The 26,324-nt window shown below is 73.2% G+C and carries 27 protein-coding genes, 1 tRNA gene and 1 riboswitch; of the genes, 21 read left to right on the plus strand and 7 right to left on the minus strand.

Annotated elements, in window-relative coordinates; genetic code table 11:
- Positions 1–51 precede the first annotated feature (51 nt).
- Positions 52–1,689 carry a bifunctional 3'-5' exonuclease/DNA polymerase gene (locus tag IE200_RS18100; RefSeq protein WP_191280890.1) on the minus strand — a complete coding sequence of 546 codons (1,638 nt, stop codon included), beginning with the start codon at positions 1,687–1,689 and terminating at the stop codon, positions 52–54.
- A gap of 50 nt (positions 1,690–1,739) precedes the next feature.
- The gene (locus tag IE200_RS18105) at positions 1,740–2,720 is read right to left on the minus strand and encodes an Acg family FMN-binding oxidoreductase (protein WP_191280891.1); all 981 of its coding nucleotides are present in this window, start codon (positions 2,718–2,720) and stop codon (positions 1,740–1,742) included.
- A gap of 133 nt (positions 2,721–2,853) precedes the next feature.
- Between IE200_RS18105 and IE200_RS18110 the strand changes: the two genes are divergently transcribed.
- The 4 genes from IE200_RS18110 to IE200_RS18125 are packed head-to-tail and all read left to right on the plus strand — an operon-like array spanning position 2,854 to position 6,390.
- Positions 2,854–4,269 carry an MBL fold metallo-hydrolase RNA specificity domain-containing protein gene (locus tag IE200_RS18110; RefSeq protein ID WP_191280892.1) on the plus strand — a complete coding sequence of 472 codons (1,416 nt, stop codon included), beginning with the start codon at positions 2,854–2,856 and terminating at the stop codon, positions 4,267–4,269.
- Positions 4,269–4,955 carry a hypothetical protein gene (locus IE200_RS18115; RefSeq protein ID WP_191280893.1) on the plus strand — a complete coding sequence of 229 codons (687 nt, stop codon included), beginning with the start codon at positions 4,269–4,271 and terminating at the stop codon, positions 4,953–4,955. Before IE200_RS18110 ends, IE200_RS18115 begins: the two co-directional genes overlap by 1 nt.
- A gap of 13 nt (positions 4,956–4,968) precedes the next feature.
- On the plus strand, positions 4,969–5,910 hold the full coding sequence (locus IE200_RS18120; RefSeq protein WP_191280894.1) for a universal stress protein: 942 nt from the start codon (positions 4,969–4,971) through the stop codon (positions 5,908–5,910).
- A gap of 30 nt (positions 5,911–5,940) precedes the next feature.
- Complete coding sequence (locus tag IE200_RS18125) at positions 5,941–6,390, plus strand: VanZ family protein (protein WP_191280895.1); 450 nt, start codon at positions 5,941–5,943, stop codon at positions 6,388–6,390.
- Between the two features lie 62 nt (positions 6,391–6,452).
- Here IE200_RS18125 and IE200_RS18130 read toward each other — a convergent pair.
- A tRNA-Leu gene (locus tag IE200_RS18130) sits at positions 6,453–6,538 on the minus strand.
- Between the two features lie 81 nt (positions 6,539–6,619).
- Here IE200_RS18130 and IE200_RS18135 point away from each other — a divergent pair.
- From IE200_RS18135 to IE200_RS18175, 9 genes are all read left to right on the plus strand, one after another.
- Entirely contained in the window at positions 6,620–7,951 is a 1,332-nt protein-coding gene (locus IE200_RS18135; protein WP_191280896.1) for a M20/M25/M40 family metallo-hydrolase, read from the plus strand.
- A gap of 103 nt (positions 7,952–8,054) precedes the next feature.
- A riboswitch (FMN riboswitch) is annotated at positions 8,055–8,184 on the plus strand.
- An 88-nt stretch (positions 8,185–8,272) separates the two neighbouring features.
- Positions 8,273–9,319 carry a bifunctional diaminohydroxyphosphoribosylaminopyrimidine deaminase/5-amino-6-(5-phosphoribosylamino)uracil reductase RibD gene (ribD, locus tag IE200_RS18140; RefSeq protein ID WP_229856782.1) on the plus strand — a complete coding sequence of 349 codons (1,047 nt, stop codon included), beginning with the start codon at positions 8,273–8,275 and terminating at the stop codon, positions 9,317–9,319.
- A complete protein-coding gene (locus IE200_RS18145; RefSeq protein WP_191280897.1) occupies positions 9,319–9,951 on the plus strand; it encodes a riboflavin synthase in 633 nt (210 codons plus the stop codon). Before ribD ends, IE200_RS18145 begins: the two co-directional genes overlap by 1 nt.
- Positions 9,948–10,637: a nicotinamide mononucleotide transporter family protein gene (locus tag IE200_RS18150; RefSeq protein ID WP_407941030.1), complete on the plus strand. Its 690-nt coding sequence runs from the start codon at positions 9,948–9,950 to the stop codon at positions 10,635–10,637. The genes IE200_RS18145 and IE200_RS18150 overlap by 4 nt, the downstream gene beginning before the upstream one ends.
- Positions 10,634–11,905: a bifunctional 3,4-dihydroxy-2-butanone-4-phosphate synthase/GTP cyclohydrolase II gene (locus IE200_RS18155; RefSeq protein WP_191280899.1), complete on the plus strand. Its 1,272-nt coding sequence runs from the start codon at positions 10,634–10,636 to the stop codon at positions 11,903–11,905. The genes IE200_RS18150 and IE200_RS18155 overlap by 4 nt, the downstream gene beginning before the upstream one ends.
- Positions 11,902–12,378, plus strand: coding sequence for a 6,7-dimethyl-8-ribityllumazine synthase (gene ribH / locus IE200_RS18160; protein ID WP_191280900.1), 477 nt, complete (start codon positions 11,902–11,904; stop codon positions 12,376–12,378). The genes IE200_RS18155 and ribH overlap by 4 nt, the downstream gene beginning before the upstream one ends.
- Before the next feature lie 210 nt (positions 12,379–12,588).
- Positions 12,589–13,173, plus strand: a complete 585-nt coding sequence (locus tag IE200_RS18165) for a hypothetical protein (protein ID WP_191280901.1) — start codon at positions 12,589–12,591, stop codon at positions 13,171–13,173.
- Positions 13,174–13,221: 48 nt separating this feature from the next.
- Positions 13,222–17,742: an nSTAND1 domain-containing NTPase gene (locus IE200_RS18170; protein ID WP_191280902.1), complete on the plus strand. Its 4,521-nt coding sequence runs from the start codon at positions 13,222–13,224 to the stop codon at positions 17,740–17,742.
- Between the two features lie 109 nt (positions 17,743–17,851).
- Entirely contained in the window at positions 17,852–18,355 is a 504-nt protein-coding gene (locus tag IE200_RS18175; RefSeq protein ID WP_191280903.1) for a hypothetical protein, read from the plus strand.
- 21 nt (positions 18,356–18,376) lie between these two features.
- Here IE200_RS18175 and IE200_RS18180 read toward each other — a convergent pair whose 3' ends face one another.
- Complete coding sequence (locus tag IE200_RS18180; RefSeq protein WP_191280904.1) at positions 18,377–18,631, minus strand: DUF3072 domain-containing protein; 255 nt, start codon at positions 18,629–18,631, stop codon at positions 18,377–18,379.
- Positions 18,632–18,738: 107 nt separating this feature from the next.
- Between IE200_RS18180 and IE200_RS18185 the strand changes: the two genes are divergently transcribed.
- The 4 genes from IE200_RS18185 to IE200_RS18200 all read left to right on the plus strand — a co-directional run bounded on the left by IE200_RS18185 (position 18,739) and on the right by IE200_RS18200 (position 21,691).
- Entirely contained in the window at positions 18,739–19,002 is a 264-nt protein-coding gene (locus tag IE200_RS18185; RefSeq protein WP_129454324.1) for a phosphoribosyl-ATP diphosphatase, read from the plus strand.
- 31 nt (positions 19,003–19,033) lie between these two features.
- Positions 19,034–19,879, plus strand: coding sequence for an ATP phosphoribosyltransferase (gene hisG / locus IE200_RS18190; protein ID WP_191280905.1), 846 nt, complete (start codon positions 19,034–19,036; stop codon positions 19,877–19,879).
- Positions 19,863–20,342, plus strand: coding sequence for a PH domain-containing protein (locus IE200_RS18195; protein ID WP_191280906.1), 480 nt, complete (start codon positions 19,863–19,865; stop codon positions 20,340–20,342). Before hisG ends, IE200_RS18195 begins: the two co-directional genes overlap by 17 nt.
- Positions 20,343–20,407: 65 nt before the next feature.
- Complete coding sequence (locus tag IE200_RS18200) at positions 20,408–21,691, plus strand: esterase-like activity of phytase family protein (protein ID WP_191280907.1); 1,284 nt, start codon at positions 20,408–20,410, stop codon at positions 21,689–21,691.
- A 27-nt stretch (positions 21,692–21,718) separates the two neighbouring features.
- Here IE200_RS18200 and IE200_RS18205 read toward each other — a convergent pair whose 3' ends face one another.
- The 3 genes from IE200_RS18205 to IE200_RS18215 are packed head-to-tail and all read right to left on the minus strand — an operon-like array spanning position 21,719 to position 23,951.
- Entirely contained in the window at positions 21,719–22,273 is a 555-nt protein-coding gene (locus tag IE200_RS18205; protein WP_191280908.1) for a uridine kinase family protein, read from the minus strand.
- A complete protein-coding gene (locus tag IE200_RS18210; protein ID WP_191280909.1) occupies positions 22,273–23,490 on the minus strand; it encodes an amino acid deaminase/aldolase in 1,218 nt (405 codons plus the stop codon). The genes IE200_RS18205 and IE200_RS18210 overlap by 1 nt, the downstream gene beginning before the upstream one ends.
- Complete coding sequence (locus IE200_RS18215; RefSeq protein ID WP_191280935.1) at positions 23,487–23,951, minus strand: cellulose synthase; 465 nt, start codon at positions 23,949–23,951, stop codon at positions 23,487–23,489. Before IE200_RS18215 ends, IE200_RS18210 begins: the two co-directional genes overlap by 4 nt.
- 46 nt (positions 23,952–23,997) lie before the next feature.
- Between IE200_RS18215 and IE200_RS18220 the strand changes: the two genes are divergently transcribed.
- The 4 genes from IE200_RS18220 to rplT all read left to right on the plus strand — a co-directional run bounded on the left by IE200_RS18220 (position 23,998) and on the right by rplT (position 26,323).
- The gene (locus tag IE200_RS18220; protein ID WP_229856784.1) at positions 23,998–24,543 is read left to right on the plus strand and encodes an SseB family protein; all 546 of its coding nucleotides are present in this window, start codon (positions 23,998–24,000) and stop codon (positions 24,541–24,543) included.
- 328 nt (positions 24,544–24,871) lie between these two features.
- The gene (gene infC, locus IE200_RS18225; protein ID WP_407941031.1) at positions 24,872–25,525 is read left to right on the plus strand and encodes a translation initiation factor IF-3; all 654 of its coding nucleotides are present in this window, start codon (positions 24,872–24,874) and stop codon (positions 25,523–25,525) included.
- 124 nt (positions 25,526–25,649) lie between these two features.
- The gene (locus IE200_RS18230; protein WP_191280911.1) at positions 25,650–25,862 is read left to right on the plus strand and encodes a large ribosomal subunit protein bL35; all 213 of its coding nucleotides are present in this window, start codon (positions 25,650–25,652) and stop codon (positions 25,860–25,862) included.
- A 74-nt stretch (positions 25,863–25,936) separates the two neighbouring features.
- A complete protein-coding gene (gene rplT, locus IE200_RS18235; protein WP_090971165.1) occupies positions 25,937–26,323 on the plus strand; it encodes a 50S ribosomal protein L20 in 387 nt (128 codons plus the stop codon).
- Position 26,324: the final 1 nt, after the last annotated feature.

Raw genomic sequence — 26,324 nt, forward strand, 5'->3', positions numbered from 1 at the left:
CGCCCTCCGCGCTCCGGGTGACAGAGCAGATGGTCGTGGGGGCCGGGGGACCTAGGTCCCCGGCTTGCCCGCGTCGGCGTAGGACCGCACCACCGACACGGTGAGCGGGAAGTCGAGCGTCATCTCGCGGAAGAGCAGGCGGCCCGCGGTGCTGGCTGCGGCGGTCATCTCGGCAGCCACGGCGCCGGCGAGGTGCGCCGGTGCGTGGACCACGACCTCGTCGTGCACGAAGAAGACGAGGTGAGGACGTGCTTCGACGGGACCGTCCCCCGGCAGCCGCCACAGCCTGTTGCGCAGGTCGGCGATCCAGCACAGGGCCCACTCCGCGCCCGTCCCCTGCACGACGAAGTTGCGGGTGAAGCGGCCGTGCGCACGGCGGCGACGGCCCTGGTCCGCCAGGTCGGTCGGGGGAGCGTCGGGCGTCTCGTCCCAGGAGGCGCCCGCAGGCGGGCTGCCGCGCCCGAGGAGCGTACGCACGGTCTCGCCCCGCTCCCCGGCGCGCGCCGCGGCCTCGACGAGCCCGAAGGCGTGCGGGTAGCGGCGGGTGAGGTCGGCGACCATCCGGCCGCTCTCGCCGCGCGTCGCGCCGTACATCGCGCCGAGCAGCCCGAGCTTGGCGTCCTGGCGGGTCGCGACCGCTCCGGCGTCGGCCATCCCCTGGTAGAGGTCGGTGCCCCGGGCGGCGTCGGCCAGCCCACGGTCGCCGCTCATCCCGGCGAGCACCCGCGGCTCGAGCTGTGCGACGTCGGCCACGACCAGCACCCAGCCGTCGTCGGCCACCGCGGCCGGCCGCACCTGCGCCGGGAAGGACAGCGCGCCGCCGCCGTTGGAGGACCAGCGGCCCGTGGCCGATCCCGCTGGTTGGTAGGACGGACGGAACCGGCCGTCGCGCACCCACTCGTCCATCCACGCCCACCCGTGGGTGTGGAACAGGTGGGCGAGCTTCTTGTAGCGCAGCAGCGGGGCCGCGACGGGGTGGTCGAGGCGCTGCAGCGTGGAGGCCCGGGTGTCGGTCGCCTCGAGCCCGGCGCGGCGGAGGGCTGCGAGCAGCTCCGGCTGGGAGTCCGGGTTGAGGCCGGGAGCGGCCAGGAGGCGGCGTACGTCGTCCGCGCACGCGGCGAGCCGGTGCGGCGGGGCCCCTCGTGGCGGGCGCGGTCCGAGCTGCTCCGCCAGGAGGGCCTCGTGAACTTCCGCGTTCCAGGGGACGCCGGCGTGCGTCATCTCGGCTGCTGCGAGGGCGCCCGCCGACTCGGCAGCGAGGAGCAGCGACAACCGGGGCGCGTCGGGCGAGGCGGAGAGCGCAGCGAGCTGGCGGGCGTCCTCGACGTCGGCCCGGAGGTGGTCAGCGGCGTCGCCGGCGCCGAAGAGCACGGGGTCGGTCGCGACGACGGGTCGCAGGGCGTCCCACAGCCGCGAGTCCTCGCCGTCGAGTGCGCCGGGGTCGACGGCGGGCGCCCGCCGCAGCACGCGACGGCACAGCCGCAGGTCGTGGCACCGCTCGACGCGCACCCCGGCCGCGAGCAGCGGCGGGTACCACCGGGCGGTGTCGTCCCACACCCATCGAGGCGAGGTCGCCTCCCGGCGTCTCACGAGGGCCGCGAGGTCCTCGAGCGCGACCTGCTCGACGCCGTCGTGGTCGGTGATGAGCACCTGGTCCCCGGGGAGGCGGGACAGCCGGACGCGGGTCACGAGGACACCCTCTCCCACGGCACCGACACGACGTCCGGAGGAGTGGGACGTCAGACCAGCTCGAGCACCTCCGACACCGGTCGGCGCAGGGTGCGGTCCGGGGGCGCGCCACCGGTCGGGCGCCAGCCGACCCGGACGAGGAGAAGAGGGTGGGCCAGGCTGCCGAGGACCTCGACCTGGAAGGCCTGCAGCGTCTCGGGCACCTCGATCACCTGGCTGAGCGGGACCAGGCAGAGGCCGTCGAGGGTGGCGCCCAGCCACATCGCGCTGAGCCCCTCCCCGACCCGCAGCCACGCGGCCGGGTCGTCGTGGGTGTCGAAGAAGACGATGAGGCCGTCGGTCGCCTCCACCTCGGCGCCGGGGTGGACCTCCCGGGCGGCGTCCTCGAAGCGGTGGGCGTGCCGACCCGCGCGCTCGACCTGGTCCGGCAGTGCGCCTGCGGGCACACCGTCGCCGGCGGGCCGGTGCAACCAGTGCTCCTGCTCGGCACGGATCGCCGGGTTCGCCCGCTGCTGATCGGCGGCGCGGCGGACGAGCCGCTCGGCGATGTAGCGCTCGGACTCGTCGGTGAGTGCCACGGCGCGAGCGCCCCACTGGTGGGCGATCCGCGCCAGGTGCGCCAGGCGCTCCTCCGGCACGGGCCAGGCGTTGAACCGACGGCGGTCGGTGCACCGTGCGTCCATCGCGTCGAGGCTCTCCTGGGCGGTGGGCGACGCGACCCCGGCCGAGAGCTCGATGACGGCGAGGAGGTCGGGCTCGGCGGGGTCGGGGTGGCGCGCGACGCGTGTCGACCAGCCGAGCGCGCCGGCCGCGACCTGTGCCTGGTGCAGCGCCGCGCCGCAGCTGATCGTCAGGTTGCGGCCCAGGGGGTCGGTCTCCGACAGCTGGTACCTCCGGTCGGCGAACAGCTCGAGCGTGTGCGAGCCGCCCCGCCAGAGCCAGGGCTGGGTGTTGTGGACGCTCGGGGCGCGTGTGGCGACCTCGACGATGCGGTGGAGGGTCTCGACGGGGACGAGGCGGGTGGCGGTCATGGCCGGCTCCTGGGGGTGCGGTTCCTGCTCCGAGACTGCGCCGTGCCCGCTCGAGGCGGGCAGTGCCGTTGGTCCCTCGCGGCGGGGCCGTCGGTCTCTGCCCCACAGCCCCGCCCGCTCCTAGCGTCGGAGCATGGAGAGCTCGCACGGTCGTGCCGACACGTCCCGGGTCCGGCCCGCGCTGACCTTCCTCGGCGCGGTCGACACCGTCACGGGGAACCGCTTCCTGCTCGAGCACTCCGGCCGGCGCCTCCTGGTGGACGCCGGCCTCTACCAGGGCCTGGCCGTGCACCGCCGGCGCAACTGGGAGCCGTTCCCCATCGACCCTGCCGGCATCGACGACGTCGTGCTGACGCACGCGCACCTCGATCACACCGGCTACCTCCCGCGCCTGGTCAAGGAGGGCTTCCGCGGCCGCGTGACCTGCACCCCGGAGACCGCGGAGCTCGCGGCCATCGTGCTCCGCGACAGTGCCCACCTGCAGCAGGAGGACGCGAGGTACGCGAACGCGGCCGGCTTCTCCAAGCACAGCCCGGCCCTCCCGCTGTACGACGACGGCGACGTCGAGCGCGCGCTCGCGCTCTTCGAGCCGGTCGAGCTCGAGCAGCCGGTCGAGCTCTCGGGCGCCTTCACGACCGCCCTCCGGCCGGCAGGGCACATCCTCGGCTCGGCGACGGTGACGATCGCGGGTGGTGGGCAGCGCGTGGCCTTCAGCGGGGACCTCGGCCGGCCGCACCACCCGCTGCTCCGACCGCCTCCCGACCCGCCCGAAGCCGACACGCTGGTGGTGGAGTCGACGTACGGCGACCGCCGGCACCCGCCCCCGGACCCGACGTTGCTCGCCGACGCGGTCCGGCGCACGATCGCGCGTGGCGGGTGCGTGCTCGTCCCGGCCTTCGCGGTGGACCGCACCGAGCTGGTGCTGCTCGAGCTCCGCCGCCTGGTCGACTGCGGCGAGATCCCCGACGTACCGGTGTACGTCGACAGCCCGATGGCCCTCGCGGCGCTCGAGTGCTACCGCCGAGCGGCCGAGCGGGGCGGTGTGGAGCTGCGCCCGGAGGCTCGCGAGCTCGTGCGCCACTTCGACAGCGAGCGTGTCCACGCCGTGCACGACGTCGAGGGGTCCATGCGGCTGAACCGTCCGCGCACCCCCAGCATCGTCATCTCGGCGTCCGGGATGGCGACCGGGGGACGGGTGGTGCACCACCTCGCGCACCAGTTGCCCGACCGGCGCAACTGCGTGGTCCTCACCGGCTACCAGGCCGACGGCACCCGGGGGCGCCAGCTCGCGGAGGGGGCCCGGCAGGTCAAGATCCACGGCCGCTACGTGCCGGTGCGCGCCGAGGTGGTGGTGGCGACCGACTTCTCCGTGCATGCGGACGCGAGGGAGATGCTCGACTGGCTCGCCCGAGCGCCGCGACCGCCGCGCACGGTCTACGTCGTGCACGGCGAGCCGGGATCTGCCGAGAGCCTGGCCCGCTCGATCGCCGACGAGCTCGGGTGGACGGCGGTGGTCCCGCGGTACGGCGAACGCGTGCTGGTGGACTGATGTCCACCCCGCGTCCGGCGCCGGTCTGGGTCGTGGTGGCCGACCTCGTCGCCAAGGTGCTGCTCGCGCTCGCCGTCACCATGGTGGCCATCGACCCCGCGTGGGGGAACCTCGAGGGCAAGGCACCGCTCGCGCGAGCGGTGACCTATCCCTTGCTCGCGCTGCTGGTGCCGCTGTTCCACGTCCTGCGGGTGCGGCGCGACGTGCGCTCGGGCCGCGGGGGCGACCGTCCCTATCCCTGGCTCGCCGACCTCCTGGCGACCGTGCCGGGTTTCTCCGACCTCTTCGGCAACCGCCTCGACCTGTACGACGAGGTGGTGTGGTTCGACGACGCCATGCACATGGTCAACACGGCGACCCTGAGTGCTGCCGTCCTGGTCCTCAGCGGCGCGTCCGCGGCCCGCTTGGGAACCCGGCTGGCGGTTGCGGTGGCGTCCGGGATCACGCTGTCGCTGACGTGGGAGCTGTGGGAGTACTACGCCTTCGTCACCCGCTCGGCGGAGTCGACGACCGCCTACGGCGACACGCTCGGCGACCTCGCGCTGGGCTGGGTGGGGGCTGTGCTCGCAGCAGGACTCGTACGGGTCCCGGACGGGACCTCCGACCCTGCCGGGGGCGGGGTGCGGCGCGCGATGGTGGAGGTGGCGAGAGGCAGCGGCCCCGGTCCGTACGGGCCCCCGCCGTGACGAGGAGGAGACCATGGAGGAGAGCATGGACGCCACCACTGCCGGGACCATCGTCGTCGGCGTGACGGGCAGGGGGCGGGAGACCGCGGCCCTGCGCTTCGCCGGCGAGGTCGCGCGACGCGAAGGGGCGCGCATCCTGCTGGTGCACGTCACCCGGGAGCCCCTGCCGACGGTGCCGGGCGCGCTGCTGGACGAGGTGGAGGCCGCCGAGGTCGCGGCCCGCGTGCTCGAGGACGCCGTGCACGAACTGGAGGACCTGGCGGGCGGTGACCTCGTGGTCGACGCGGTCTCGCGCAGGGGCGTGCCGGCGCGGGTGCTGGTGGGACTGAGCGGCTCGGCGCGTCTCGTGGTCGTGCAGAACCGCACGTCGGGCACCGTCGAGCGACTGCTCGTCGGGTCGACCACCAACGGGACCGCTGCGCACAGCGCCTGTCCGGTGGTGTCGGTCCCCGCGGGCTGGCGGCGCGAGCCGGGGACGGACGAGGTCGTCGTCGGCATGCACGAGGACGCCCTGCCGCGTGAGGTGCTCGAGCAGGGGTTCGCGTGGGCCGCAGCCACGGGGGCGCACCTGCGGGTCGTGCACGCGTGGCGCCTGGACGCGGCGTACGACGACATCATCACCAACCGGGTGGCTGCGGAGTGGCGTGAGGAGCAGAAGAAGCGCCTCACCTCGATCGTGGCGGAGGTCCGCGGCGCGTGGCCCCAGGTGGAGGTGGAGGTCGAGGTGCGCCACCAGTGGCCCGCCGACGTCCTGGTGGACGACTCGCGCAACGCCTCGCTCGTCGTCATCGGCCGCCGTGGTGTCCACGGCTGGGTCCCCGAGCACCTCGGCTCCCTCGCGCGCACGGTCCTGCGGGCCGCGAGGTGCCCGGTCATGGTGGTGCCCGTCCTCGAGCGCACCGAGGACACGGAGGACTGGGGGCTCGTGGCCGACGAGGTCTCACCGCAGACCTGACGGTCAGGGGCGGGCCGACATGATGGGCGCGTGCTGCACCGACATCCCTTCCTCGGCCTGCTGACGCTCGTCTACCTCGCGTTCGTCGGGCTCGTCACGCTCACCCCGGCGGAGGACCAGCCCGACTACGCCAGCCTGGCCGGCCGCATCCTGGCCCGGCTCGAGCGCTACCCCGACCTCGACCCGCTCACCAGCCGGTTGAGCATCGAGCGGATCGAGTTCCTCGCCAACATCGGCCTGTTCGTACCGCTCGGGGTGTTCCTGCTGCTCCTCGTCGGCACCCGCCTGTGGCTGGTGGCGCTGGCCGCCGGGATCGTGCTCACCTCGATGATCGAGAGCGTCCAGCGCGAGATCCCGGGCCGGGTCTCCGACCCCCGCGACGTGGCCGCCAACTCGATCGGGATGTTCGTGGGGATCGGCCTCGCCGTCCTGCTGACGCTGCCGGCGACGCTCAGGCGGCGTCGGCAGCGCGACCGGTAGTCCTCCGGAGGGAACGACGAAGCCCCAGGCCTGCTGGCCTGGGGCTCCGTCATGTCGATCTGTGTCCGAGGGGGGACTTGAACCCCCACGCCCTAATACGGGCACTAGCACCTCAAGCTAGCGCGTCTGCCAATTCCGCCACCCGGACGAGTGCGGTGGAACAGTAGCAAAGCAGTCACCCACACGGTGAATCGGGGCGCGTGCGTGCCACTGGTGCAGGATGGACGGCATGGAACAGGCGCCGAGAGACCCCTCGCAGGACCGCTCCTACGACGCCGCGGCCGAGGTCGTGCAGCTGTGCCAGGACCTGATCCGCATCGACACCTCCAACTACGGCACGGACGACGGGCCGGGGGAGCGCAAGGCCGCGGAGCACGTCGCGACGCTGCTCGACGAGGCCGGCATCGAGAGCCGGATCATCGAGGGCCGCCCCGGCCGGGCCAACGTCGTGGCGCGCTGGGGCGGAGGCGACGGCCGCGCCCCGCTGCTGCTCCACGGCCACCTCGACGTCGTGCCCGCCGAGGCCTCCGACTGGCAGGTCGACCCGTTCGGCGGCGAGGTCAGGGACGGCCAGGTCTGGGGTCGCGGCGCCGTCGACATGAAGGACTTCGACGCGATGCTGCTGAGTGTCGTACGCGCCCGCGCCGCCGCCGGAGCCGCTCCGGACCGCGAGCTGGTGCTGTGCTTCACCGCCGACGAGGAGGCCGGCGGCCACCACGGTGCAGGGATCCTGGTCGACGACCACCCCGACCTGTTCGCCGACTGCACCGAGGCCGTCGGGGAGGTCGGCGGCTTCTCGGCCACCGTGCGCGGTCGCCGGGTCTACCTCATCGAGGCAGCCGAGAAGGGCATGGCCTGGATGCGGCTCACCGCCCGCGGTCGCGCCGGGCACGGCTCGATGATCAACGACGACAACGCCGTCACCCGTCTCGCCGGCGCCGTCGCCAGGATCGGCGCCCACCGGTGGCCCGTCCGGCTCACGCCCACCATGGAGGTCCTGCTGGCCACCGTCGGCGAGATCGCCGGCATCGAGGCGACGCCCGACAACGCCGAGGCGCTCGTCGAGGAGTTCGGCGACGCCGCGCGCATGCTCGGCGCGGTCATCCGCAACACCGCGAACCCGACCATGCTCCGCGCGGGCTACAAGACCAACGTCATCCCGACCGACGCCCAGGCCACCGTCGACGGACGGTTCCTGCCCGGCTACGAGGACGAGTTCTTCGCCACCCTGCGCGAGCTGGCCGGCGACGGCATCGACATCGAGTTCGAGTCCAAGCAGGACCCGTGGGAGACGCCGTACGACGGGGACCTCGTGACCGCGATGACGCGCAGCCTCCTCGCCGAGGACCCCGACGCCGTGGTCGCCCCCTACCTGATGAGCGGCGGCACCGACGCCAAGCACTTCCGTCGGCTCGGGATGCGGTCGTACGGCTTCGCGCCGCTGCGCCTGCCCGCCGACCTCGACTTCACCGCGCTCTTCCACGGTGTCGACGAGCGGGTGCCCGTCGACGCCCTCGAGTTCGGCGCCCGCGTCTTCGACCGCTTCCTCGACCAGGTCTGAGCGCCTCGCGGCCCGGCGCCGCGTCGGATGTGTTGCGCACGTCACCCGTGGTCCCCGGTGAGGGAATGGCCGGGGCTGTGGCATGGTTACCGGCACGAAGAGCTTGCGTGCTCTGGGGGCGGTGGAACTCCGCACCGGCGGTCACAGTCCGCGACCCGACCACATCCAGTGGCCGGTTGACCAGGTGGAACTCCTGGACCGACGGTCACAGTCCGGATGAGAAGTGCACGCCGACGGCTCGCGTGCTGCGTCCCGACACAGGGGCGAGCGCGCTCCGTCTCCTGCCCCCTGAGAGTCCGCACCACCGGACCCGGAGGCGAGATGACCACCAGCGAGGCAGAGCGCAGCGCCATGCGGCGCGCCCTGGCGCTCGCGACGACCCCCGGCGTCCCGCTCGGACCCAACCCGCGCGTCGGCTGCGTGCTGCTCGCGCCGGACGGCACCGTGGTCGCGGAGGGATTCCACCGTGGAGCGGGCACGCCGCACGCGGAGGCAGCCGCCCTCGCCGAGGCCGGCGAGGCCGCCCGCGGTGCCACCGCGGTCGTCACCCTCGAGCCCTGCAACCACACCGGCCGCACCGGACCGTGCAGCGAGGCGCTGGTCGCGGCCGGGGTCGCCCGCGTGGTCTTCGCCCAGCCCGACGCCAACCCGGTCGCAGTGGGTGGCGCGGGTCGACTGCGCGAGGCCGGGATCGAGGTGGTCGGCGGCGTGATGATCGACGAGGCGCAGGCGATCAACCGGGCCTGGACCTTCGCCATCACGCGACGCCGTCCCTTCGTCACGTGGAAGTTCGCCACCACCCTCGACGGCCGCAGCGCCGCCGCCGACGGCACGAGTCGCTGGGTCTCCAGCCGCGCGGCACGTCTGGACACCCACCGTCTCCGGGCGCAGTGCGACACGATGCTCGCCGGCACGAGCACCGTCGAGGTCGACGACCCCGAGCTGACCGTCCGCGACGAGCTCGACGAGCCGGTCGCGGTCCAGCCGCTGCGCGCGGTCATGGGACTGCGCGAGCTGCCCGCCGACCGTCGCGTGCTCAACGACCGCGCCGAGACGGTGCTCCTGCGCACCCGCGACCCCGAGCAGGCGCTCGCCGAGCTGTTCGCGCGCGATCGCCAACACGTCTTCCTGGAGGGCGGACCCACCCTGGCCGCTGCGTTCCTCGGCGCCGGACTCGTCGACGAGGTCGTCACCTACGTCGCGCCGATGCTGCTGGGCGCCGGGCGCCCCGCCGTCGCCGACCTGGGCATCGGGACCATCGCCGACGCCCTGCACCTGCACGTGTCCGACGTGACGGTGCTCCAGGGCCACGACGGCGAGGACACCAACGTGCGCCTGACCATGCGTCCCCACCTGAGGAGGAAGTGATGTTCACCGGGATCGTCGAGGAGCTCGGCACGGTTGCCGAGGTCGTCGACCAGGGCGACGCCATCCGGCTCACCGTCGCCGCCGACACCGTGCTCGAGGGCACCGTGCTCGGCGACTCCATCTCCGTCAACGGCTGCTGCCTCACGGTCTCCGACCTCGGTGACGGTCGCTGGAGCGCGGACCTGATGCAGGAGACCCTCGACAAGACGTCGCTGCGCGGGGTCGCGCCGGGTGACCGGGTCAACCTCGAGCGTGCCGTGACCGTCGACAAGCGGCTCGGCGGACACATCGTGCAGGGGCACGTCGACGGCGTCGGCGAGATCGTCTCCCGCTCACCCAGCGAGCACTGGGACGTGGTGGAGATCTCCTTGCCGTCCCACCTCGGGCGCTACCTGGTCGACAAGGGCTCGATCACCGTCGACGGCGTGAGCCTCACCGTCGTCGAGGCCCGCGACGCCAGCTTCACCGTCAGCCTGATCCCCGAGACGCTCGCCCGCACCACGCTCGGCCGGCGCCAGGTCGGCGACCTGGTCAACCTCGAGGCCGACGTCATCGCCAAGCACGTGGAGAAGCTGCTCGGCGCCCACCTCCCGGCCGCCCCGGCCGCCCTCGTCGACGACGAGGAGGAGTGATGGGCCCGCTCGAGTGGCTCATCAACGGCACGATCCCGGTGCCGGGCGGCGCCCTCGGCGCCCGCGAGGTGATCGGCAACCTGTTCGGCCTGGCCAGCGCGGTCCTCGGGATGCGCCGCCTCCTCTGGGCATGGCCGGTCGGCCTGGTCGGCAACCTGCTCCTCTTCACGGTCTTCGCCACGGGCGAGTTCTCCGGGACGGTCGAGGAGCCCCTGTGGGGCCAGGCCGGCCGCCAGGTGTTCTTCGCGGCGGTGTCCGCGTACGGCTGGTGGCGCTGGTCGCAGGCACGCAGGGCCGGCGGGGCCTCTGACGGCGGTGCCATCGCGCCCCGCTGGGCGACCTGGACCGAGCGAGGACAGCTGGTGGTCCTCGGGGTCGTGGGGTACGCCGCGTCGTACGCCCTGCTCCTGCGCGTGGGATCGTGGGGGCCGAGCACCGAGGCGTGGATCCTGGCCGGGTCCATGCTCGCGACCTGGGGCATGGCCCGTGGCTGGGTCGAGTTCTGGCTGGTGTGGATGCTCGTCGACGTCGTCGGCGTGACCACGCTCGTCAACGCCGGCTACTACCCGACAGCAGGGATGTACCTCTTCTACGCCGTCTTCGTCGTCATCGGGTTCTTCATCTGGTGGCGCGACAGCAGCACGGTCGTCGAAGTGGTCGAGGAGAAGGAGACGATCGCCGCATGAGCGTGCGACTGGACAGCGTCGAGCAGGCGATCGCCGACATCGCCGCGGGCAAGGCCGTCGTCGTCGTCGACGACGAGGACCGCGAGAACGAGGGCGACATCATCTTCGCCGCCGCCAAGGCGACGCCCGAGCTGATGGCCTTCACCATCCGCCACTCCAGCGGGGTGATCTGCGTGCCGATGCCGGGCCACATGCTCGAGCGGCTCGAGATCCCGCTGATGACCCCGCACAACAAGGACCGGCTGCGCACCGCCTACACGATCTCCGTCGACGCCCGCGACGGCGTCTCGACCGGCATCAGCGCGGCGGACCGCGCCCACACCGCGCGAACGCTCGCCGACTCCGCGACCGAGCCGTGGGAGCTCACCCGTCCCGGCCACGTCTTCCCGCTGCGCTACCGCGAGGGTGGCGTGCTCGTGCGCCGCGGCCACACCGAGGCCGCCGTCGACCTGGCCCGGCTGGCCGGCCTCACCCCGGCCGGCGTCCTCGTCGAGGTGGTCAACGACGACGGCACGATGAAGCGCGCCCCCGAGCTGCGCGAGTTCGCCGACGAGCACGGTCTCGCGATGATCTCCATCGAGGACCTCGTCCGCTACCGGCGGCGCCACGAGCGGCACGTGGAGCGGGTCGCGGAGACCAGGCTGCCGACGCGCCACGGTGAGTTCACCGCGTACGGCTACCGCATCACCATCGACGACAGCGAGCACGTCGCGCTGGCGCACGGGGACGTCGCCGCCGCGGTCGCGGCCGGCGAGCCGGTCCTGACGCGTGTGCACAGCGAGTGCCTCACCGGCGACGTGTTCGGCAGCCAGCGCTGCGACTGCGGACCCCAGCTCGACGAGGCGCTGCGGGCCATCGTCGAGGAGGGCAGGGGAGTGGTCGTCTACCTCCGCGGCCACGAGGGCCGCGGCATCGGCCTGGTCGCCAAGCTGCAGGCCTACCAGCTGCAGGACGGCGGTCGCGACACCGTGGACGCCAACCTCGACCTCGGGCTGCCGGCCGACGCACGGCACTACGGGACGGCCACCCAGGTCCTGCGCGACCTCGGCATCTCGTCGGTGCGGCTGATGACCAACAACCCCGACAAGGTCTCCAGCCTGGAGGACTTCGGCATCACCGTGGCCGAGCGGGTGCCGCTGACGCCCCATCCCACGGTCCACAACCGGGCCTACCTCGAGACCAAGCGCGACCGGATGGGCCACGAGCTGCCCGGCCTGGCCGTCGACCACCAGGACGAGCACGAACCAGCAGGAGGAGAGGCACGATGAGCGGACACGGAGCCCCCACCGCCCAGCCGTACGACGCGAGCGGACTGAAGGTCGCCGTCGTCGCCGCGACCTGGCACACCCAGGTGATGGACGGCCTCGTCGCGGGCGCCGAGCGCGCCCTCGCCGCCTATGGCATCAGCGAGCCGGAGGTCATCCGGGTCCCCGGGACCTTCGAGCTGCCCGTCGTCGCCGCTGCCCTCGCCCGGGCCGGGTACGACGCGGTCGTCGCGCTGGGCGTCGTGATCCGGGGCGGCACCCCGCACTTCGACTACGTCTGCTCCGCGGCGACCGACGGTCTCACGCAGGTCAGCGTCGAGCACGCCGTCCCGGTCGGCTTCGGCGTCCTGACCTGCGACACCGAGGAGCAGGCGCTCGACCGCGCCGGGCTCGAGGGGTCGGCCGAGGACAAGGGCTGGGAGGCGACGTCGGCCGCCCTCGACACCGCGCGGGTGATTCAGCGCATCCGCGGCTGACGACCGTCGTGACCGGGTCGTGAGTGGCTTGCGACTACCGGTGCCCACCGTGGGCCCATGACTCACTCACCCTCATCCCGTTCCATCCACCTGGCTCCGGTCGTCGGTGCCCTCGCGGCCCTCCTGGCACTGTCGGGGTGCGCCGGCGCCGCACCACGTGCGACACCCGGGCCCGCCTCGCCACCGGCCACTCCTTCCGCGTCACCGTCCGTGCTCGCGTCGCCGGCCGGCTCCTCGACCGACGTCGAGCCGCCCGTGGGCGCGGTCGAGGCCCGGCGGCTGTCGCCGCGGCGTGCAGCGGTGGGCGCGGCCAGGATCGCCGTGCCGCGGGGCTGGAAGGTGGACTGGGTCGGTGTGGGCTATCTCCACACTGGGCCTGGCCACTTCCGCTACAGCGGCGGTGCCTTCGCGGTCGTCGCCAGTGCCATGGCGTCCGGCGGCCTCGAGTCGGTCGGCGGTCGGGTCCTGGCGTGGCTGAGGGCCCAGCCCGACGTCACGGTCCGCGAGCTGCGACCCGTCGTCGTGCAGGGCCGGAGCCACCCGGCAGTGCTCGTGCAGGGCTCTGCCCAGGTCTGCGGCTCCCCGGTGGACTCGCCGGAGGCCGCGCACCACTCGTGCATCAACGCCCGCGGGAGCGTGCTCGCTCTCCTGCCCGTGAAGGCGAACGGGGCGAAGGAACGCACCCTCGTGGTCAGCGTGGGCGCGCGCCCGCTCGGTCGGCGGGCGGACGAGGCGACCGTGGCGGATCGGCGCGAGCGCCTTCAACGGCTGGTGGACCTGGTGACCGTGCCCTGACGTCGGCAAACGCCCCGGAGACCCCCCATGCGTCCTTACCATCTGCCCATGCGGTTCAGCGTGCTCGGTCCCCTTGCGGTGCACGGCCCGCGCGGCTCCGTGGACGTGGTGGGCGCCAAGGAGCGCAACTTGCTGGCGCACCTCGTCGCGGCCGGTGGTCGCGTCGTGACCGTCGACGAGCTCGCGGCCTCGCTGTGGGCCGACCGCCCACCTCGCGCACCCGGCAAGGCCTTGCAGACCTACGTCCTGCGGCTGCGCAACGCGCTCGAGCCCGATCGTCGAGGCGTCCCGACGATCGTCGTGACCGAGGGGGCGGGCTACCGGCTGGCCGTGTCCGAGCACGAGGTCGACGCCGGGCGGTTCGCGCACCTGGCGGGGGTGGGGCGTGCCGCGCTGGACGCGGACCGTCCGGACGAGGCGGCCGAGGTCCTGCGCGAGGCACTCGACCTGTGGCGTGGACCGGCCTACGCGGGGTTCGAGGAGACCGGCTTCGGGCGGGCCGAGCGGCAGCGCCTCGACGAGATCCGGGTGAGCGCGCGCGAGGACCGGTGGGCTGCGGAGGTCGACCTGGGCCGGTCCGCCGCCGCGATCCCCGAGCTCGAGCAGCTCGTCTCCGAGCACCCCTGGCGCGAGCGTGCGTGGGGCGTGCTCGTGCTGGCGCTGTTCCGTGCGGGCCGCCAGGGCGAGGCCCTCGGTGCCGTGGAGCGCGCGCGGATCCGCCTCGCCGAGGACCTGGGCGTCGACCCGGGACCGGAGCTGCGCGACCTCCACGCCCGGGTGCTCGCCCAGGACCCGATCCTGGTGCGTCTTCCCGACCCGGCGGCGCTGCGGACCGTCGGCGAAGCGGACGACACGCCGACACACCACCGGTCGGCGACTCCCTCGCGGGCCGAGAGCCTGGCGGTGGTCCGCGAGGAGGTCGGGTCGGTGGCCGCCGCCGGAGATGCCCTGCGCGGCGGCCGGTCGGCACTGGTCGAGGGCATCGTGGCGTTGCAGACCGGAGCGGTGCCAGCGTCCATCCCGTCCGACGTGTGCCCCTGGCGCGGCCTGGAGACCTACGACGTCGAGGACCGCCCTTGGTTCGCCGGCCGCGAGCGCCTGGTCGCCGAGCTGCTCGCCTGCCTCTCCTCGGAGCGGTTGTTGGCCGTGGTCGGCGCGTCGGGCAGCGGCAAGTCGTCGCTCGTCCGCGCCGGAATGCTCGCTGCCCTCGCTGAGGACGCGCTGCCCGGCAGCGCCGCCTGGACCACGCTGGTGATGCGTCCCGGTGCCTCGCCCATGCGCGAGCTCGCCGCCGTCGCGCTCGGTGCGGCCCAGGCCGCACCGTCGCTGGGTGACCTGCTGCTGCGGCTCGCCGAGCAGGGCGGGCCCGATGACGTGCGGCGCACCGTGCTCGTGGTGGACCAGCTCGAAGAGGTGTGGACGGCGTGCGACGACGACCGTGAGCGTGAGTCGTTCCTCGACGCCCTCGCCGGCATCGCGCACGAGACCGACGCTCGGGTGGTGCTCGTCGTCCGTGGTGACTACTTTCCTCGCCTCGCCGACCACGCCGCGCTGGCGATGCTGGTCCGCGACGCCACCCTCCTGGTGGGGGCCCCCAGCCCGGCCGAGGTGCGACGCATGGTCGAGGTGCCCGCCCGGGCCGCCGGCCTGTCGCTCGACACCGGCCTGGCCGAGACCCTGACCGACGACGCGGGCCAGGAGCCCGGGCTGCTGCCGCTGCTGTCGACGTCCCTCCTCCAGATGTGGGAACGTCGCCGCGACCATCGGCTCACCTACGCCGACTACGTGGCGATCGGGGGCCTGGCCGGCGCGGTCGCGCACCTCGCCGAGGACGCATACGGGACCCTCCCCGAGGACGACCGCGCCACCGCGCGGGTCGTCCTGCTGAGGCTGGCCGGTCGCAGCGGCACCGGGGAGGTCGTGCGCCGCCGGGTCCCGCTCGCCGAGCTCGAGGGTCTGCCGGGCAACACCGGCGACGTGGTGGCCGTGCTCGCCGGAGCGCGGCTGCTGACGCTTGCCGGGGACTTCGTCGAGGTCGCTCACGAGTCGCTGTTCCGTGAGTGGCCCCGCCTCGCGCGCTGGCTCGCCGACGACGTGAGCACCCGGACGATCCAGCAGCGCCTGGCCGTGGCGGCCGGACAGTGGGACGAGCAGGGCCGCGACCCCGGACTCCTCTGGCGTGGTGCGGGCCTGCAGTCGGCGATCGACGTCACGGCGGCCTACCCCGACGAGACGACCGCGATCGAGCGCGAGTTCCTCGCCCGGGCGGAGGCGGCCGTGGACGAGGAGCGGCGTGCGGCTGAGCTGCGAGCCATGCAGCGCGAGCGCCAGAACAGGTCGCTGCGGCTGCTGCTGACGGTCGCGGTCGTGCTCCTCGTGACAGCAGTCGTCGCCGGTGTGCTCGCCGCCCTGTCCCGGGAAGAGGCTGCTCAGGCGCGCGACCGCCAGGCGGCGGCGGCCGTCGCCGCCGACGCGCGCCGGCTGGCCGCTGCCTCGCTCAACGAGGAACAGCTCGACCTCGCGTTGCTGCAGGCGGTCGAGGCGGTGCGCACCGAGCCCGGCCCCGAGACCCACGGGGCGTTGCTCAGCCTGCTGGCCCGCACTCCCGACCTGCTGCACCAAAGGCGCGCCGAGACGCCCTTCCTCCGCGCCGACGCCAGCCACGACGGCAGGGTGGTCGCGGTCGCCGAGTACGACCCGCGCGTGATCGGGGTCGGCGGCGACACCGGAGAGGAGCTGTGGACGCGCGAGGTCCCGAATGCCGGGCACGTCCTCACCCTCCAGGGGAGCCGGCGCGGCTTCCTCGTCACGTATTGGGACGACGCGGGCGGGACCGGGGTCGAGCTGTGGGACGACCGGACCGGGCGCACCGAGTGGTCCCTCGCCCCGAGTGACGTCGATCGGGTCGTCGGGCCGGGGGAGCCAGACCTGCTGGAAGCCGTCTGGCTGGCCGACGACCGCGTGCTGGTGCTGACGCCCACCCACCTGGTCACGGTCTCGCCACGGGGACGGGTCCGACGGGTCCATGAGCTCGCGCCCGGGCCGTACCCCGGCCTGCTTCGCGCCTGGCCGGACGGGCGGGTCAGCTACGAGGCGCCGCTCGACGTCGGCCACGTGATCGACCTCGACCGACCCGGCCGGGTGCGCACCCTCGACTTCTCCGTACCCAGTGTCTCGCCCGACGGTGGGCTGGTCCTGACCGCCGACCGGTCCCAGCCCGACCGGGTTCGGCTGCGGCTGCGCGACTCCCGGACCTTCGAGCCCCGAGGAGAAGAGATCACGGTCACGTCCTTCGACGACGGAGTCGACTGGGCGCCGGACGGGCGTACGTTCGTCATCGGCGCCGGCGAGGCGGTGCAGGTGCGCGACCGCCGGGGACGCCTCCAGCGCGAGCTCACCGGGGCGCACAGCGGTGCGGTGATGGCGCCCGTCGTCGCCGGTGAGGACCGCCGGGTGCTCTGGTCGGCGGGCCGCGACGGACTGCTGTCGGCCTGGACGCTGCGCGACACCGGCGGGTTGCTGTCCTCCATCGACCTCGGCGCCAGCCCGTTCTCCGGGCAGGCCAGCCTCGACGGCTCGCGCGCAGTCGCCCTCGACTACGTCGAGGACGACCTCAACCAGGCGTACATCCTCGATCCGACGAGCGGTGCCGCGTCCGACCCGTTGCCCATGCCGGCGGAGTGCCAGTGCCAGCCCTGGGCCGTGGCGATGGCCGGCGACGGCAGCGTGGTCGTCGGCGCGCTCCACGAGGTCGAGTCCCGCCGGCTGGTCGAGGACCGCGGCCGCGTCGCGGTCTGGGACCCGGGCTCGGGCGAGCTCCTGCGGACGATCGCGACGCCGTGGGCACCGGTCGGTGTCGGTGTCACGCCGGACGGGTCCAGGGCGGTCGTGAACGGGTTGGGCGGCGTCGCCGTCGTGGACCTGCGCGCCGGCGCGATGCTCGACCGGCCGCTCGCGCTCGAGCCGTTGGACGGGCCCGAGGGCGTCACCCGCGTCAGCGCCGACGGTCGCACCGCTGCGGTGTCCCGCAACGGCGACCTCCTGCTCCTCGACGTGGGGACCGCCAACGAGCTGGTCTCACGCCCCCTGGCCAGCCGCTCGGCGACCGCGCAGCGGGCCACCGCCCTGGGCTGGGTGGCTGGCGACCTGGTCGTCGGCGGGCTCGACGGCCGCCTGCTGTTCCTCGACGGGGCAACGCTGGCGCCCGTGGCAGCCCCGCGCGAGGTCTCGGCCGGGTTCGTCATCGACGTGGTGGAGGTCGGAGAGGTCGCCGCGAGCCTGGGCACCGACGGCGACGTACGGCTGTGGGACCCCGGCACGTGGTCGCCGATCGGCCTGCCGGTCACCGAGGAGAACGTGCCCGGCTTCCTGTCGGGGTCCGACGGGGAGCTCCGGGCCTGGTTCGAGGGCGGCAGCCTGGGCACCGCCGGTCGGGCGCGGGACCTCGCGCTGGACCCCGACGGCTGGGTCGCGCGCGCGTGCGTCCGCGCGGGTCGTCAGCTCACCGCGGACGAGTGGGACGTCATCCACCCCGACCGCGAGTGGCGGGAGACGTGTCCGGGCGCGTGACCCGCCACCGGGCCGGGACCGTGAGCGAGTCGTGACCGGCCCGCGACCGCGGTCGACTTCGCTGTGAGCGCCGGGAGACACCCGGATCCTGACCGAAGGGAACCCTCCAGTGAAGCTCTCGCACACCATCGTCGCAGTGGCCGCCGTCGGCCTCTTCGCCACCACTGCCGCCGCACCTGCCCAGGCTCGGGAATGGCTCCCGATCGAGGGGCACGACCAGCTCGTCCTGGCCACCTGCTCGGACGGCTCGCAGGTCCTCTCCGCGATGATCACCGACCTACGTCGCAACCGCTACTCCATGGACTTCGTCGTCGACCGGGACGGGAACACGACCGGCGTGGTCCTCATGCTGAAGTACGCGGGTGGGGCCACGCACTCCACGACGGGTCAGACCATCGAGGGCAGCGGAGTGGACCGGATCGTGGTCGACTTCGTCACCGGCGATCAGACGTCCGCGGGTGGCAGGTGGACGGTGAACCTCGCCGGCGAGGGGTGGGTGGTCAAGGAGGCGGGCCGGATCACGTACGACGGCGCGAGCGGCGAGGTCGACTTCTCCGGGATCGCCTCCGTGGACTGGGCCGCGCTCTGCCCCTTCTTCGGCGTGCCGGCCTGACCGTCGGGAGGGGCGCGTCGGCTAGCTCGTACGGTCGCTCGCACCCTGCAGTCGGTCGATGTGCTCGGACGCCTCCGCCTTGGTCAGGTCGGCCGGCAGCTGCTCACCCGCCTCCCGGGCCAGCGTGTCGAGGTAGCTGCGCTGCGCGCCGGTCATCGGCTCGTCGCCGGTGACCCACTCCTCGGGGTCCTTGCGGGTGGTGTCGCCCTGGGAGCCGCCGAGGAACTCGCGGCCGGGCTCGTCGGGCGTGGTCGAAGGTGTGTTCGATTCGGTCATGTCCCGACTGTAGCCCGCGGTGCCGACACCGCCACCGCCCCGTCGGGTGGTCCGCCCTCGGGACCGGGTCGCGGACGGCCGTGCGCCAGCGCCTAGTCTTGTCCCTCGTGAAGACGTTCGAGGAGCTGTGGGCCGAGCTGTCCACCAAGGCCGAGGAGCGCCCCGAGGGCTCGGGCACCGTCGCCCAGCTCGACGCCGGCGTCCATGCCATCGGCAAGAAGCTGCTGGAGGAGGCCGCCGAGTCCTGGATGGCCGCCGAGCACGAGGGCAAGGACGCGACGGCGCTGGAGATCAGCCAGCTGCTCTACCACGCGCAGGTCCTGATGCTCGCCTCCGGACTGACCCTCGACGACGTCTACGCCCACCTGTGAGAGACAGCTGGGAGAACGGGATGGACCCCGCATGACCCTCCGCATCGCCGTCCCCAACAAGGGGGCGCTGTCCCAGGCCGCGACCGACATCCTGCGGGAGTCGGGCTACCGCCAGCGCAGCGACTCCAAGGAGCTCGCGCTCGTCGACACCGAGAACGACGTCGAGTTCTTCTACCTGCGCCCGCGCGACATCGCGCTCTACGTGGGCGAGGGCACGCTCGACGTCGGCATCACCGGCCGCGACCTGCTCCTCGACTCCGGCGCCAAGGCCGACGAGGTGATGAACCTCGGCTTCGGCCGCTCGCGCTTCCACTTCGCCGGGCCAGCCGGCCGCTACTCCTCCCTCGAGGACCTCCGTGGCCTGCGGATCGCGACCTCGTACGTCGGGGTGGTGGAGGACTACCTGTTCCGCCACGGCATCGACGCGACCGTCACGCGCCTCGACGGCGCGGTCGAGACCAGCATCCAGCTCGGCGTCGCCGACGTCATCGCCGACGTGGTCGAGACCGGCTCCACGCTGCGCGCCGCCGGCCTGGCGACGTTCGGCGAGGTCATCCTCGACTCCCAGGCCGTGCTCATCACCCGAGGCGGCGAGGTTCCGGACGACTTCGAGATCTTCCGCCGCCGGCTCGAGGGCGTGCTGGTCGCCCGCAGCTACGTGATGATGGACTACGACATCGAGGAGGCCCACCTCGACGCGGCCACGACCCTCGCCCCCGGGCGCGAGGGTCCGACGATCTCGCCCCTCGGCAAGGCCGGGTGGGTGGCGGTGCGCGTCATGGTGCCCCGCGCCGGCTCGCAGCGGCTGATGGACGACCTCTACTCGATCGGTGCCCGCGCGATCCTCCTCACGGACATCCATGCCTGCCGCCTCTGACCCCGCGCGCGGGAACGAGGTCCCCACGCTGCCCCGCACGTGGCGGCCGATGGGCGTGCGGATCGCCGTGCTCGGCTTCGGCCTGATGCTGTTCGTCGTGTGCGCGGCGGCGTGGTTCGGCTTCGACGAGTCGGTCCGCGAGCGCTTCAACATCCTCCAGCGGATCACGCTCCTGGTGATGGGCGCGGGCTTCGCGGTGATCGGCTGGGCGCTCGGGCGCGCCCGGGTCACCGCCTCCGCCGACGGTCTCGTCGTGGTCAACGGCTTCCGGACCCGACACCTCGACTGGGAGCAGGTCCTCGGCATCCACCTGCCCGAGGGAGCCCCGTGGGCGACCCTCGACCTCGCCGACGGCACGACGATCTCGGCGATGGCCCTGCAGGGCTCGGACGGCCGGGTCGCCCGCGACGGCGTACGCGAGCTGCGCGCCCTGATCGACCGCGGGTCCCCGCAGAACATCTGACAGCCGTCACCTGCGCGCCGGCCGGGCGTCGCCGTGAGGTCACCTGCGAGCGGTGGGCTCGGCGCATGACCCTCGGACACCGCGCGGCCGGTCTCGCCGCGACCATCCTCGCCACTGCCGTCGCGCCCGCGACCGCGACCGTCACGCCCGACAACATCCGCCCGGACCTCGCAGGCCGACCCACGCTCGCTGCCTGGTCGGTGCTGCAGGCGACCACCTACGTCCCTGGCAGCGAGCCCAGCGGCCACTGGACCTCCGGCACCACCTCGGTCCCGGCGCCGTACCCCGGGCAGCCGGTGCAAGGCTTCTCCGGCACCCACGCGCTCGGCGACGGCTCGTTCCTGGTGCTGTCCGACAACGGGTTCGGCAGCAAGGCCAACAGCGCCGACTTCCTGCTGTCCGTGCACCGCATCACCCCGGAGACCGACGCCGCCGACGGGGACGGCGTGACGTCGCACGACCGCACCGTCGCGGTGCTCAGCGACCCCGACCGCTTGATCCCGTGGACCACCTGGCGTGACGGCGGCTGCGAGGCGGCGAGCTCCCTGCCGGCTGGCTACACCTGTCCGGCGCCCGACCGCAGGCTCACCGGGTGGGACTTCGACCCCGAGTCGCTCCAGGTGGCCCCGGACGGATCGTTCTGGATCGGGGAGGAGCTCGGCCCCTACGTGCTCCACTTCGACAGCAGCGGAAGGCTCCTGGAGGCTCCCGTGCCGACGCCCGGGGTGAGGAGTCCCTCCAACCCGACCCTTGCCGGAGCCACGCCGAACCTGCCGGACTCGAAGGGCTTCGAGGGGATGTCCATCAGCCCGGGCGGCGCGGTCCTGCGGCCGATGCTGGAGGGAGCCACCGCCGAGGACAAGGCCGCCGGCATGGCCGACGCGCTGCGGATCTACACCGTCCGCGACGGCGAGTTCGAAGACGGGTTCCTCCGCTACCGCATGGAGGACCCGGCCCACGCCCTGGGTGACTTCATCCAGGTCAACAGGCACGAGGCGCTCGTGATCGAGCGCGACAACGGGCAGGGCGCGACGGCCGTCTTCAAGCGGATCTACCTCGTCGACCTGCGTGACCGCGACCGCGACGGGTGGGTCGGCAAGCGGCTCCTCGTCGACCTGATGGACGTCGCCAACCCCGATGGCCTCTCGCCCCACGGGGACCCGTTCACCTTCCCGTTCTTCACCATCGAGGACGTCGAGGTCCTCGGTGCGCGCACCATCGCGGTGATGAACGACAACAACTTCCCGGCGTCGGGCGGCCGCTCGACGACCGAGCCGGACCACAACGAGTACGTCGAGATCACCCTCCCCGAACGGCTGCGGGTCGATCGGCGGCTGCTGCCGCGCTGACCGCCTGCCGGCGCAGGCGCCGACCCGTCAGTCCGTCGCGACGATCCGGTCGGCGCGGGCGCGCGTCCGGTGCTCGGCGAACAGCCGGTCCTCCTCGATCCGGAACCGCAGCCAGTGACCGCGCATGGCCTCACCGTCGCGCGCGATGCCGCGGGTCAGTCGCAGGCCGGACTCGGCCTCCACCCACACCAGCAGGCCGACGACGTCCGCGATGGCGGGCGACCAGGAGCCGACCCCCTCCAGCACCAGCAACCCGCCCGGTCGTACGATGTGGGTCTCCGCCCAGCCGTCCGCCAGCCAGTCCCAGCGCCGCCACTCGCCGGGGCGGCCGTCCGCGAGCGGACGCACCAGCGCCTCGACGGTGGCGGCGAGTCCGGGCAGGCCTCCCCAGCCCTCGAGGAGGTCGTCGCAGTGCACGACGTCCGCGTCGGGCACGACGTCCACGATCGCCTGCGCGAGCGTGGTCTTCCCCGAACCGGCGGGTCCGTCGACGCAGACCAGCCGGCCCGACCCGAGGGTCGGGGGAGCGGCGAGCACGCACGCGGCGACCTCACGGGCCACCTGGGCCGGGTCGGCTGCCATCAGAAGACGAGCTCGCAGCCGCGGTAGGACGGCACCACATCGACCACCCGGTCCCCGCGCACGAGGTGCACGTCGCGGACGTGCTCGAAGAGCTCCCCGGACTTCGCGTGCCTGAACCAGACCAGGTCGCCGATGCGCAGCAGCGCGGCAGGGTGGCCCGTCAGCGGGGTCTGCACCTCTCCGGCGCCCTCGAGCCCGGTGAGGTGCAGGCCCGGCGGGGCCCACGGGACGGGGGAGCGGTCCGCGCCGGTCGGACCGCTGGCGATCAGGCCCCCACCGTGGACGGTGGCGATGGTCGGCTGGGGCTTGCGGGTGACCCGCAGGCCGAAGAAGGCGGCCGGTCGCGGCTGGAAGGACGCGTAGTGGTCGAACAGCGCTGGCACGAGCAGGCCCGAGCCTGCGGCGACCTCGGTCACTGCCGGATCCGCGGCGGTCGCCTCGACCGAGCCCGAGCCGCCTCCGTTCCACAGCTCGAGGTCGACGATCGGCGCGAGGGCCTCCGAGATCTCACGACGGCGCACCGCGAGCTGTGCCGTCGAGGCCTGCTTGAGCCGACGCACGAGCAGGGACTTCGTACGCTGGCCGGGCACGTCGTCCTGGACGCCGGCGACCTGGCCCTCGTAGGTCATCACCCCGACCAGGCGGAAGCCCTCGCGCCCGGCCACCGCGCGGGCCAGGACGACGACGTCGGCCGTGTCGAGCAGCGGCGAGCGCTTGGGGCCGATGTGCTGTCCGCCGAGCCGGAGGCCCGCGTCGACGTCGAGCGCGATCCGGACCGGGACGGCGCGCGAGGCCCGGGTGGCGTCGACGGCCTCGAGGTGTGCGGTGTGGTCCACCATCAGCGTGATCGCGGCGGCCGCGGACGGGGAGGACGTCAGCCGGCGCAGCGCGGCGGTGTCGACGCTCGGGTACGCCACGAGGATGTCGTCGCTGACCCCTGTCTCGTGCAGCCACAGCGCCTCGGCGAGGCTGTAGGCGAGCACGCCCGCGAACCCGTCGTGCGCCAGCGCGCGGCGGACCAGTTCCGGCACCCGCAGGGACTTCGAGGCGACCCGGATCGGCTTGCCGCCCGCCCGTCGTACCAGGTCGTCGGCGTTGGTGTCGAAGGCGTCGAGGTCGACCACGGCGATCGGGGTCGCAGGCGGCTCAGGCAAGGCCTCCACGGCCGCGTCGAGCCTCGACCACAGCCGGTTGCGGTCGACGAGGGGGTCGCTCACTCGATGCCGCGCTTGCGGAGCAGCGCCTCGATGTCGGCGAGGTCGTCGTCGACGGGCGACCCGCCCCGCTGCCTCGAACGCGTCGACGAGGCCTCCGGCAGGCCCGTCGCGGCTGCCGTGTCCCTGGCGTCGGCCGAGCTGCCGGCGGCACGGCCGCGCGCCAGCTGGCGGTCACGGATGAAGCCGCTGACGACGAACAGGACGACCGCCAGACCGGCGAGGCCCACTCCCGTCCAGGTCAGGACGTTGAACACCAGGCTCGTGGCCCAGTCGGTGACAGAGCCTGCGATCTCGACGACCATCTCCAGCGTCCCGGTCAACCAGGCAGCGGCCGGCAACAGCGTGAAGCCCAGCGCCCGCAGTCCGTTGGCGGCTCCGCGTCGGCGAAACGCGATCCACGTCCAGATGGCACCCGCCACCGTGAGTGCTGCTGTCAGTGCGGCCCAGCTCGTCCCATCCACGACCCCAGACTCCCACAGCGCACCACGCACGCGAGAGGATGCCGCGGTGGCTCCCGACGACACCCCGCCCACCGACGACCGGCTCGAGCGCACCATCCCCGACCCCGGGTTCGCCGACGACGACGGGGCAGCCGACCCACGGCTGTCCCGGGTGCTCGAGGCGCACGCAGCGGGCACGGCCGCGTCCGGGACCGTGCTGGCGGCGCTCCAGGACGCCCGGCTGCTGGTGCCGGTCGTGGCCGTGCTCGGCGAGGTGGAGCTCGACGAGCAGGGGCTGGCGCACGACAAGTCCTCCGACATGGCGGCCGTCCTCGTGCAGGCCGCCGACGGCAGCAAGGGGCTGCTTGCCTTCACCTCGACCGCGACCATGGCGCGCTGGGACCCGGACGCACGACCGGTGCCCGTCACGACCGCCACCGCGGCCACGGCCGCGCTCCAGGACGGCGCCGAGGCGCTGCTCGTCGACCTCGCCGGGCCCGCGACGTTCGTCGTCGACGGCGACGATCTCGGCCGGCTGGCAGCCGGCTGGCGCCTGGTGGAGCTCACGGGCACACGCGGTGGCCACGGCTGGATTGGGCCGTCGGCGGAATGATCCGCTAACCTTCTGTGTTGACCGATCAGTGCCACCACGCTTCACGGTGGCGCAGATCCCGCCAAGCGGAGTCGAGCACCACCCGTCTCCCACCCGCATCGATCGCCCAGCACCACAGGTCGTCGGGTCCAGGTCCAGTGACACGGATGCCGAGAGGCACTCGTGGGCACGGTCTCCCCGCGGGGGAGATGCGTGATGACTGGCTCCCGCTTGGCAACAGCGGGAGCCATCCTTCATTTCCGGCCGAGCACGACCGGAGAGACAGGGAGTCCCACCCACCCGAACCACTGGAGGACCCATCAGCACCGAGCTGCGCATCAACGACCGGATCCGCGTACCCGAGGTCCGGCTCGTAGGACCCAACGGCGAGACCGTTGGCATCGTGCCGACCGACCAGGCACTCAAGCTGGCCGTGGAGGCTGACCTCGACCTCGTCGAGATCGCCCCCCAGGGACGCCCCCCGGTCTGCAAGCTCATGGACTACGGCAAGTTCAAGTACGAGAACGCCCAGAAGGCCCGCGAGTCGCGCCGCAACCAGACGAACGTGATCATCAAGGAGATGAAGCTTCGTCCCAAGATCGACAAGCACGACTACGAGACCAAGAAGGGTCACGTCGTGCGGTTCCTCGGTGCAGGCGACAAGGTCAAGATCACGATCATGTTCCGCGGGCGTGAGCAGCACCGCCCCGAGCTGGGCTTCCGGCTGCTGCAGAAGCTGGCCGAGGACGTGCAGGAGCTCGGCTTCGTCGAGTCCTCGCCCAAGCAGGACGGCCGCAACATGACCATGGTCCTCGGCCCGCACAAGAAGAAGGCCGACGCCAAGATCGACGCCGACGCCGCCCGCGCCTCCAAGGAGCAGGCGCGTGCCGAGCGAAAGGCCGAGGAGGACGCGGAGCGCGAGGCAGCCCACGCAGCCGGACCGGTCGCGCAGAAGAAGGAGCGACGCCGCTCCGAGAACCTCGATCCCGAGATCGAGGCCTGAGCGGAGCGAAGGCTCGATCGAGCATGCGGCGACGAAGTCGTCGCAACCCATCTCAGCAGCGGGCCCACACAGCCCTCTCAGACACACCCGAACCAAGCACGCACAAGGAAGTTGAGGCAGACACATGCCGAAGAACAAGACCCACTCGGGCGCCAAGAAGCGCTTCAAGGTGTCCGGCTCGGGCAAGATCATGCGCCTGCAGGCCGGCCGCAAGTCCGGCGCTGCGTTCGCGTCCGCGCCGACCACCGGCAGCCGCAAGAAGCACCGCCGCAACGCCGGCATGGTCGAGCTCGAGAAGGGCGACGTCTCGCGCGCCAAGAAGATGCTCGGCATCTGAGCCTCACCCACCGCACCACCCCGGTGGCTCAGCCGCCGTCCGTCTGACTTTCCCCTGCATCAAGGAGTAACCCCATGGCACGCGTGAAGCGCGCAGTGAACGCCCAGAAGAAGCGTCGTACCACCCTCGAGCGCGCGAGCGGCTACCGCGGCCAGCGCTCGCGGCTCTACCGCAAGGCCAAGGAGCAGGTCACCCACTCCCTGGTCTACAGCTACAACGACCGCCGCAAGAACAAGGGCAACTTCCGCAAGCTCTGGATCCAGCGCATCAACGCCGCGGCCCGCGCCAACGGCATGACCTACAACCGCTTCATCCAGGGCCTCGGCCTGGCGGGCATCGAGGTCGACCGCAAGATCCTCGCCGAGCTCGCCGTCAACGACGCCCCGGCGTTCGCCGCACTGGTCGAGGCCGCCAAGGCCGCGCTGCCCGAGGACGTCAACGCGCCCAAGGTCTCCGCCTGAC

Source organism: Nocardioides flavus (ex Wang et al. 2016) (assembly GCF_014653115.1).
Lineage (GTDB): Bacteria > Actinomycetota > Actinomycetes > Propionibacteriales > Nocardioidaceae > Nocardioides > Nocardioides flavus.

Bases quoted from the DNA above. Each gene is read 5' to 3' on its own strand.
- IE200_RS18110 (WP_191280892.1), top strand. From the start codon at position 2,854: ATGGAGAGCTCGCACGGTCGTGCCGACACGTCCCGGGTCCGGCCCGCG.
- IE200_RS18180 (WP_191280904.1), bottom strand. From the start codon at position 18,631: ATGACCGAATCGAACACACCTTCGACCACGCCCGACGAGCCCGGCCGC.
- IE200_RS18145 (WP_191280897.1), top strand. From the start codon at position 9,319: ATGTTCACCGGGATCGTCGAGGAGCTCGGCACGGTTGCCGAGGTCGTC.
- hisG (WP_191280905.1), top strand. From the start codon at position 19,034: ATGACCCTCCGCATCGCCGTCCCCAACAAGGGGGCGCTGTCCCAGGCC.
- ribD (WP_229856782.1), top strand. From the start codon at position 8,273: ATGACCACCAGCGAGGCAGAGCGCAGCGCCATGCGGCGCGCCCTGGCG.
- IE200_RS18205 (WP_191280908.1), bottom strand. From the start codon at position 22,273: ATGGCAGCCGACCCGGCCCAGGTGGCCCGTGAGGTCGCCGCGTGCGTG.
- IE200_RS18230 (WP_191280911.1), top strand. From the start codon at position 25,650: ATGCCGAAGAACAAGACCCACTCGGGCGCCAAGAAGCGCTTCAAGGTG.
- IE200_RS18200 (WP_191280907.1), top strand. From the start codon at position 20,408: ATGACCCTCGGACACCGCGCGGCCGGTCTCGCCGCGACCATCCTCGCC.
- ribH (WP_191280900.1), top strand. From the start codon at position 11,902: ATGAGCGGACACGGAGCCCCCACCGCCCAGCCGTACGACGCGAGCGGA.
- IE200_RS18170 (WP_191280902.1), top strand. From the start codon at position 13,222: ATGCGGTTCAGCGTGCTCGGTCCCCTTGCGGTGCACGGCCCGCGCGGC.
- IE200_RS18120 (WP_191280894.1), top strand. From the start codon at position 4,969: ATGGAGGAGAGCATGGACGCCACCACTGCCGGGACCATCGTCGTCGGC.
- IE200_RS18195 (WP_191280906.1), top strand. From the start codon at position 19,863: ATGCCTGCCGCCTCTGACCCCGCGCGCGGGAACGAGGTCCCCACGCTG.
- rplT (WP_090971165.1), top strand. From the start codon at position 25,937: ATGGCACGCGTGAAGCGCGCAGTGAACGCCCAGAAGAAGCGTCGTACC.
- IE200_RS18115 (WP_191280893.1), top strand. From the start codon at position 4,269: ATGTCCACCCCGCGTCCGGCGCCGGTCTGGGTCGTGGTGGCCGACCTC.
- IE200_RS18105 (WP_191280891.1), bottom strand. From the start codon at position 2,720: ATGACCGCCACCCGCCTCGTCCCCGTCGAGACCCTCCACCGCATCGTC.
- IE200_RS18155 (WP_191280899.1), top strand. From the start codon at position 10,634: ATGAGCGTGCGACTGGACAGCGTCGAGCAGGCGATCGCCGACATCGCC.
- IE200_RS18135 (WP_191280896.1), top strand. From the start codon at position 6,620: ATGGAACAGGCGCCGAGAGACCCCTCGCAGGACCGCTCCTACGACGCC.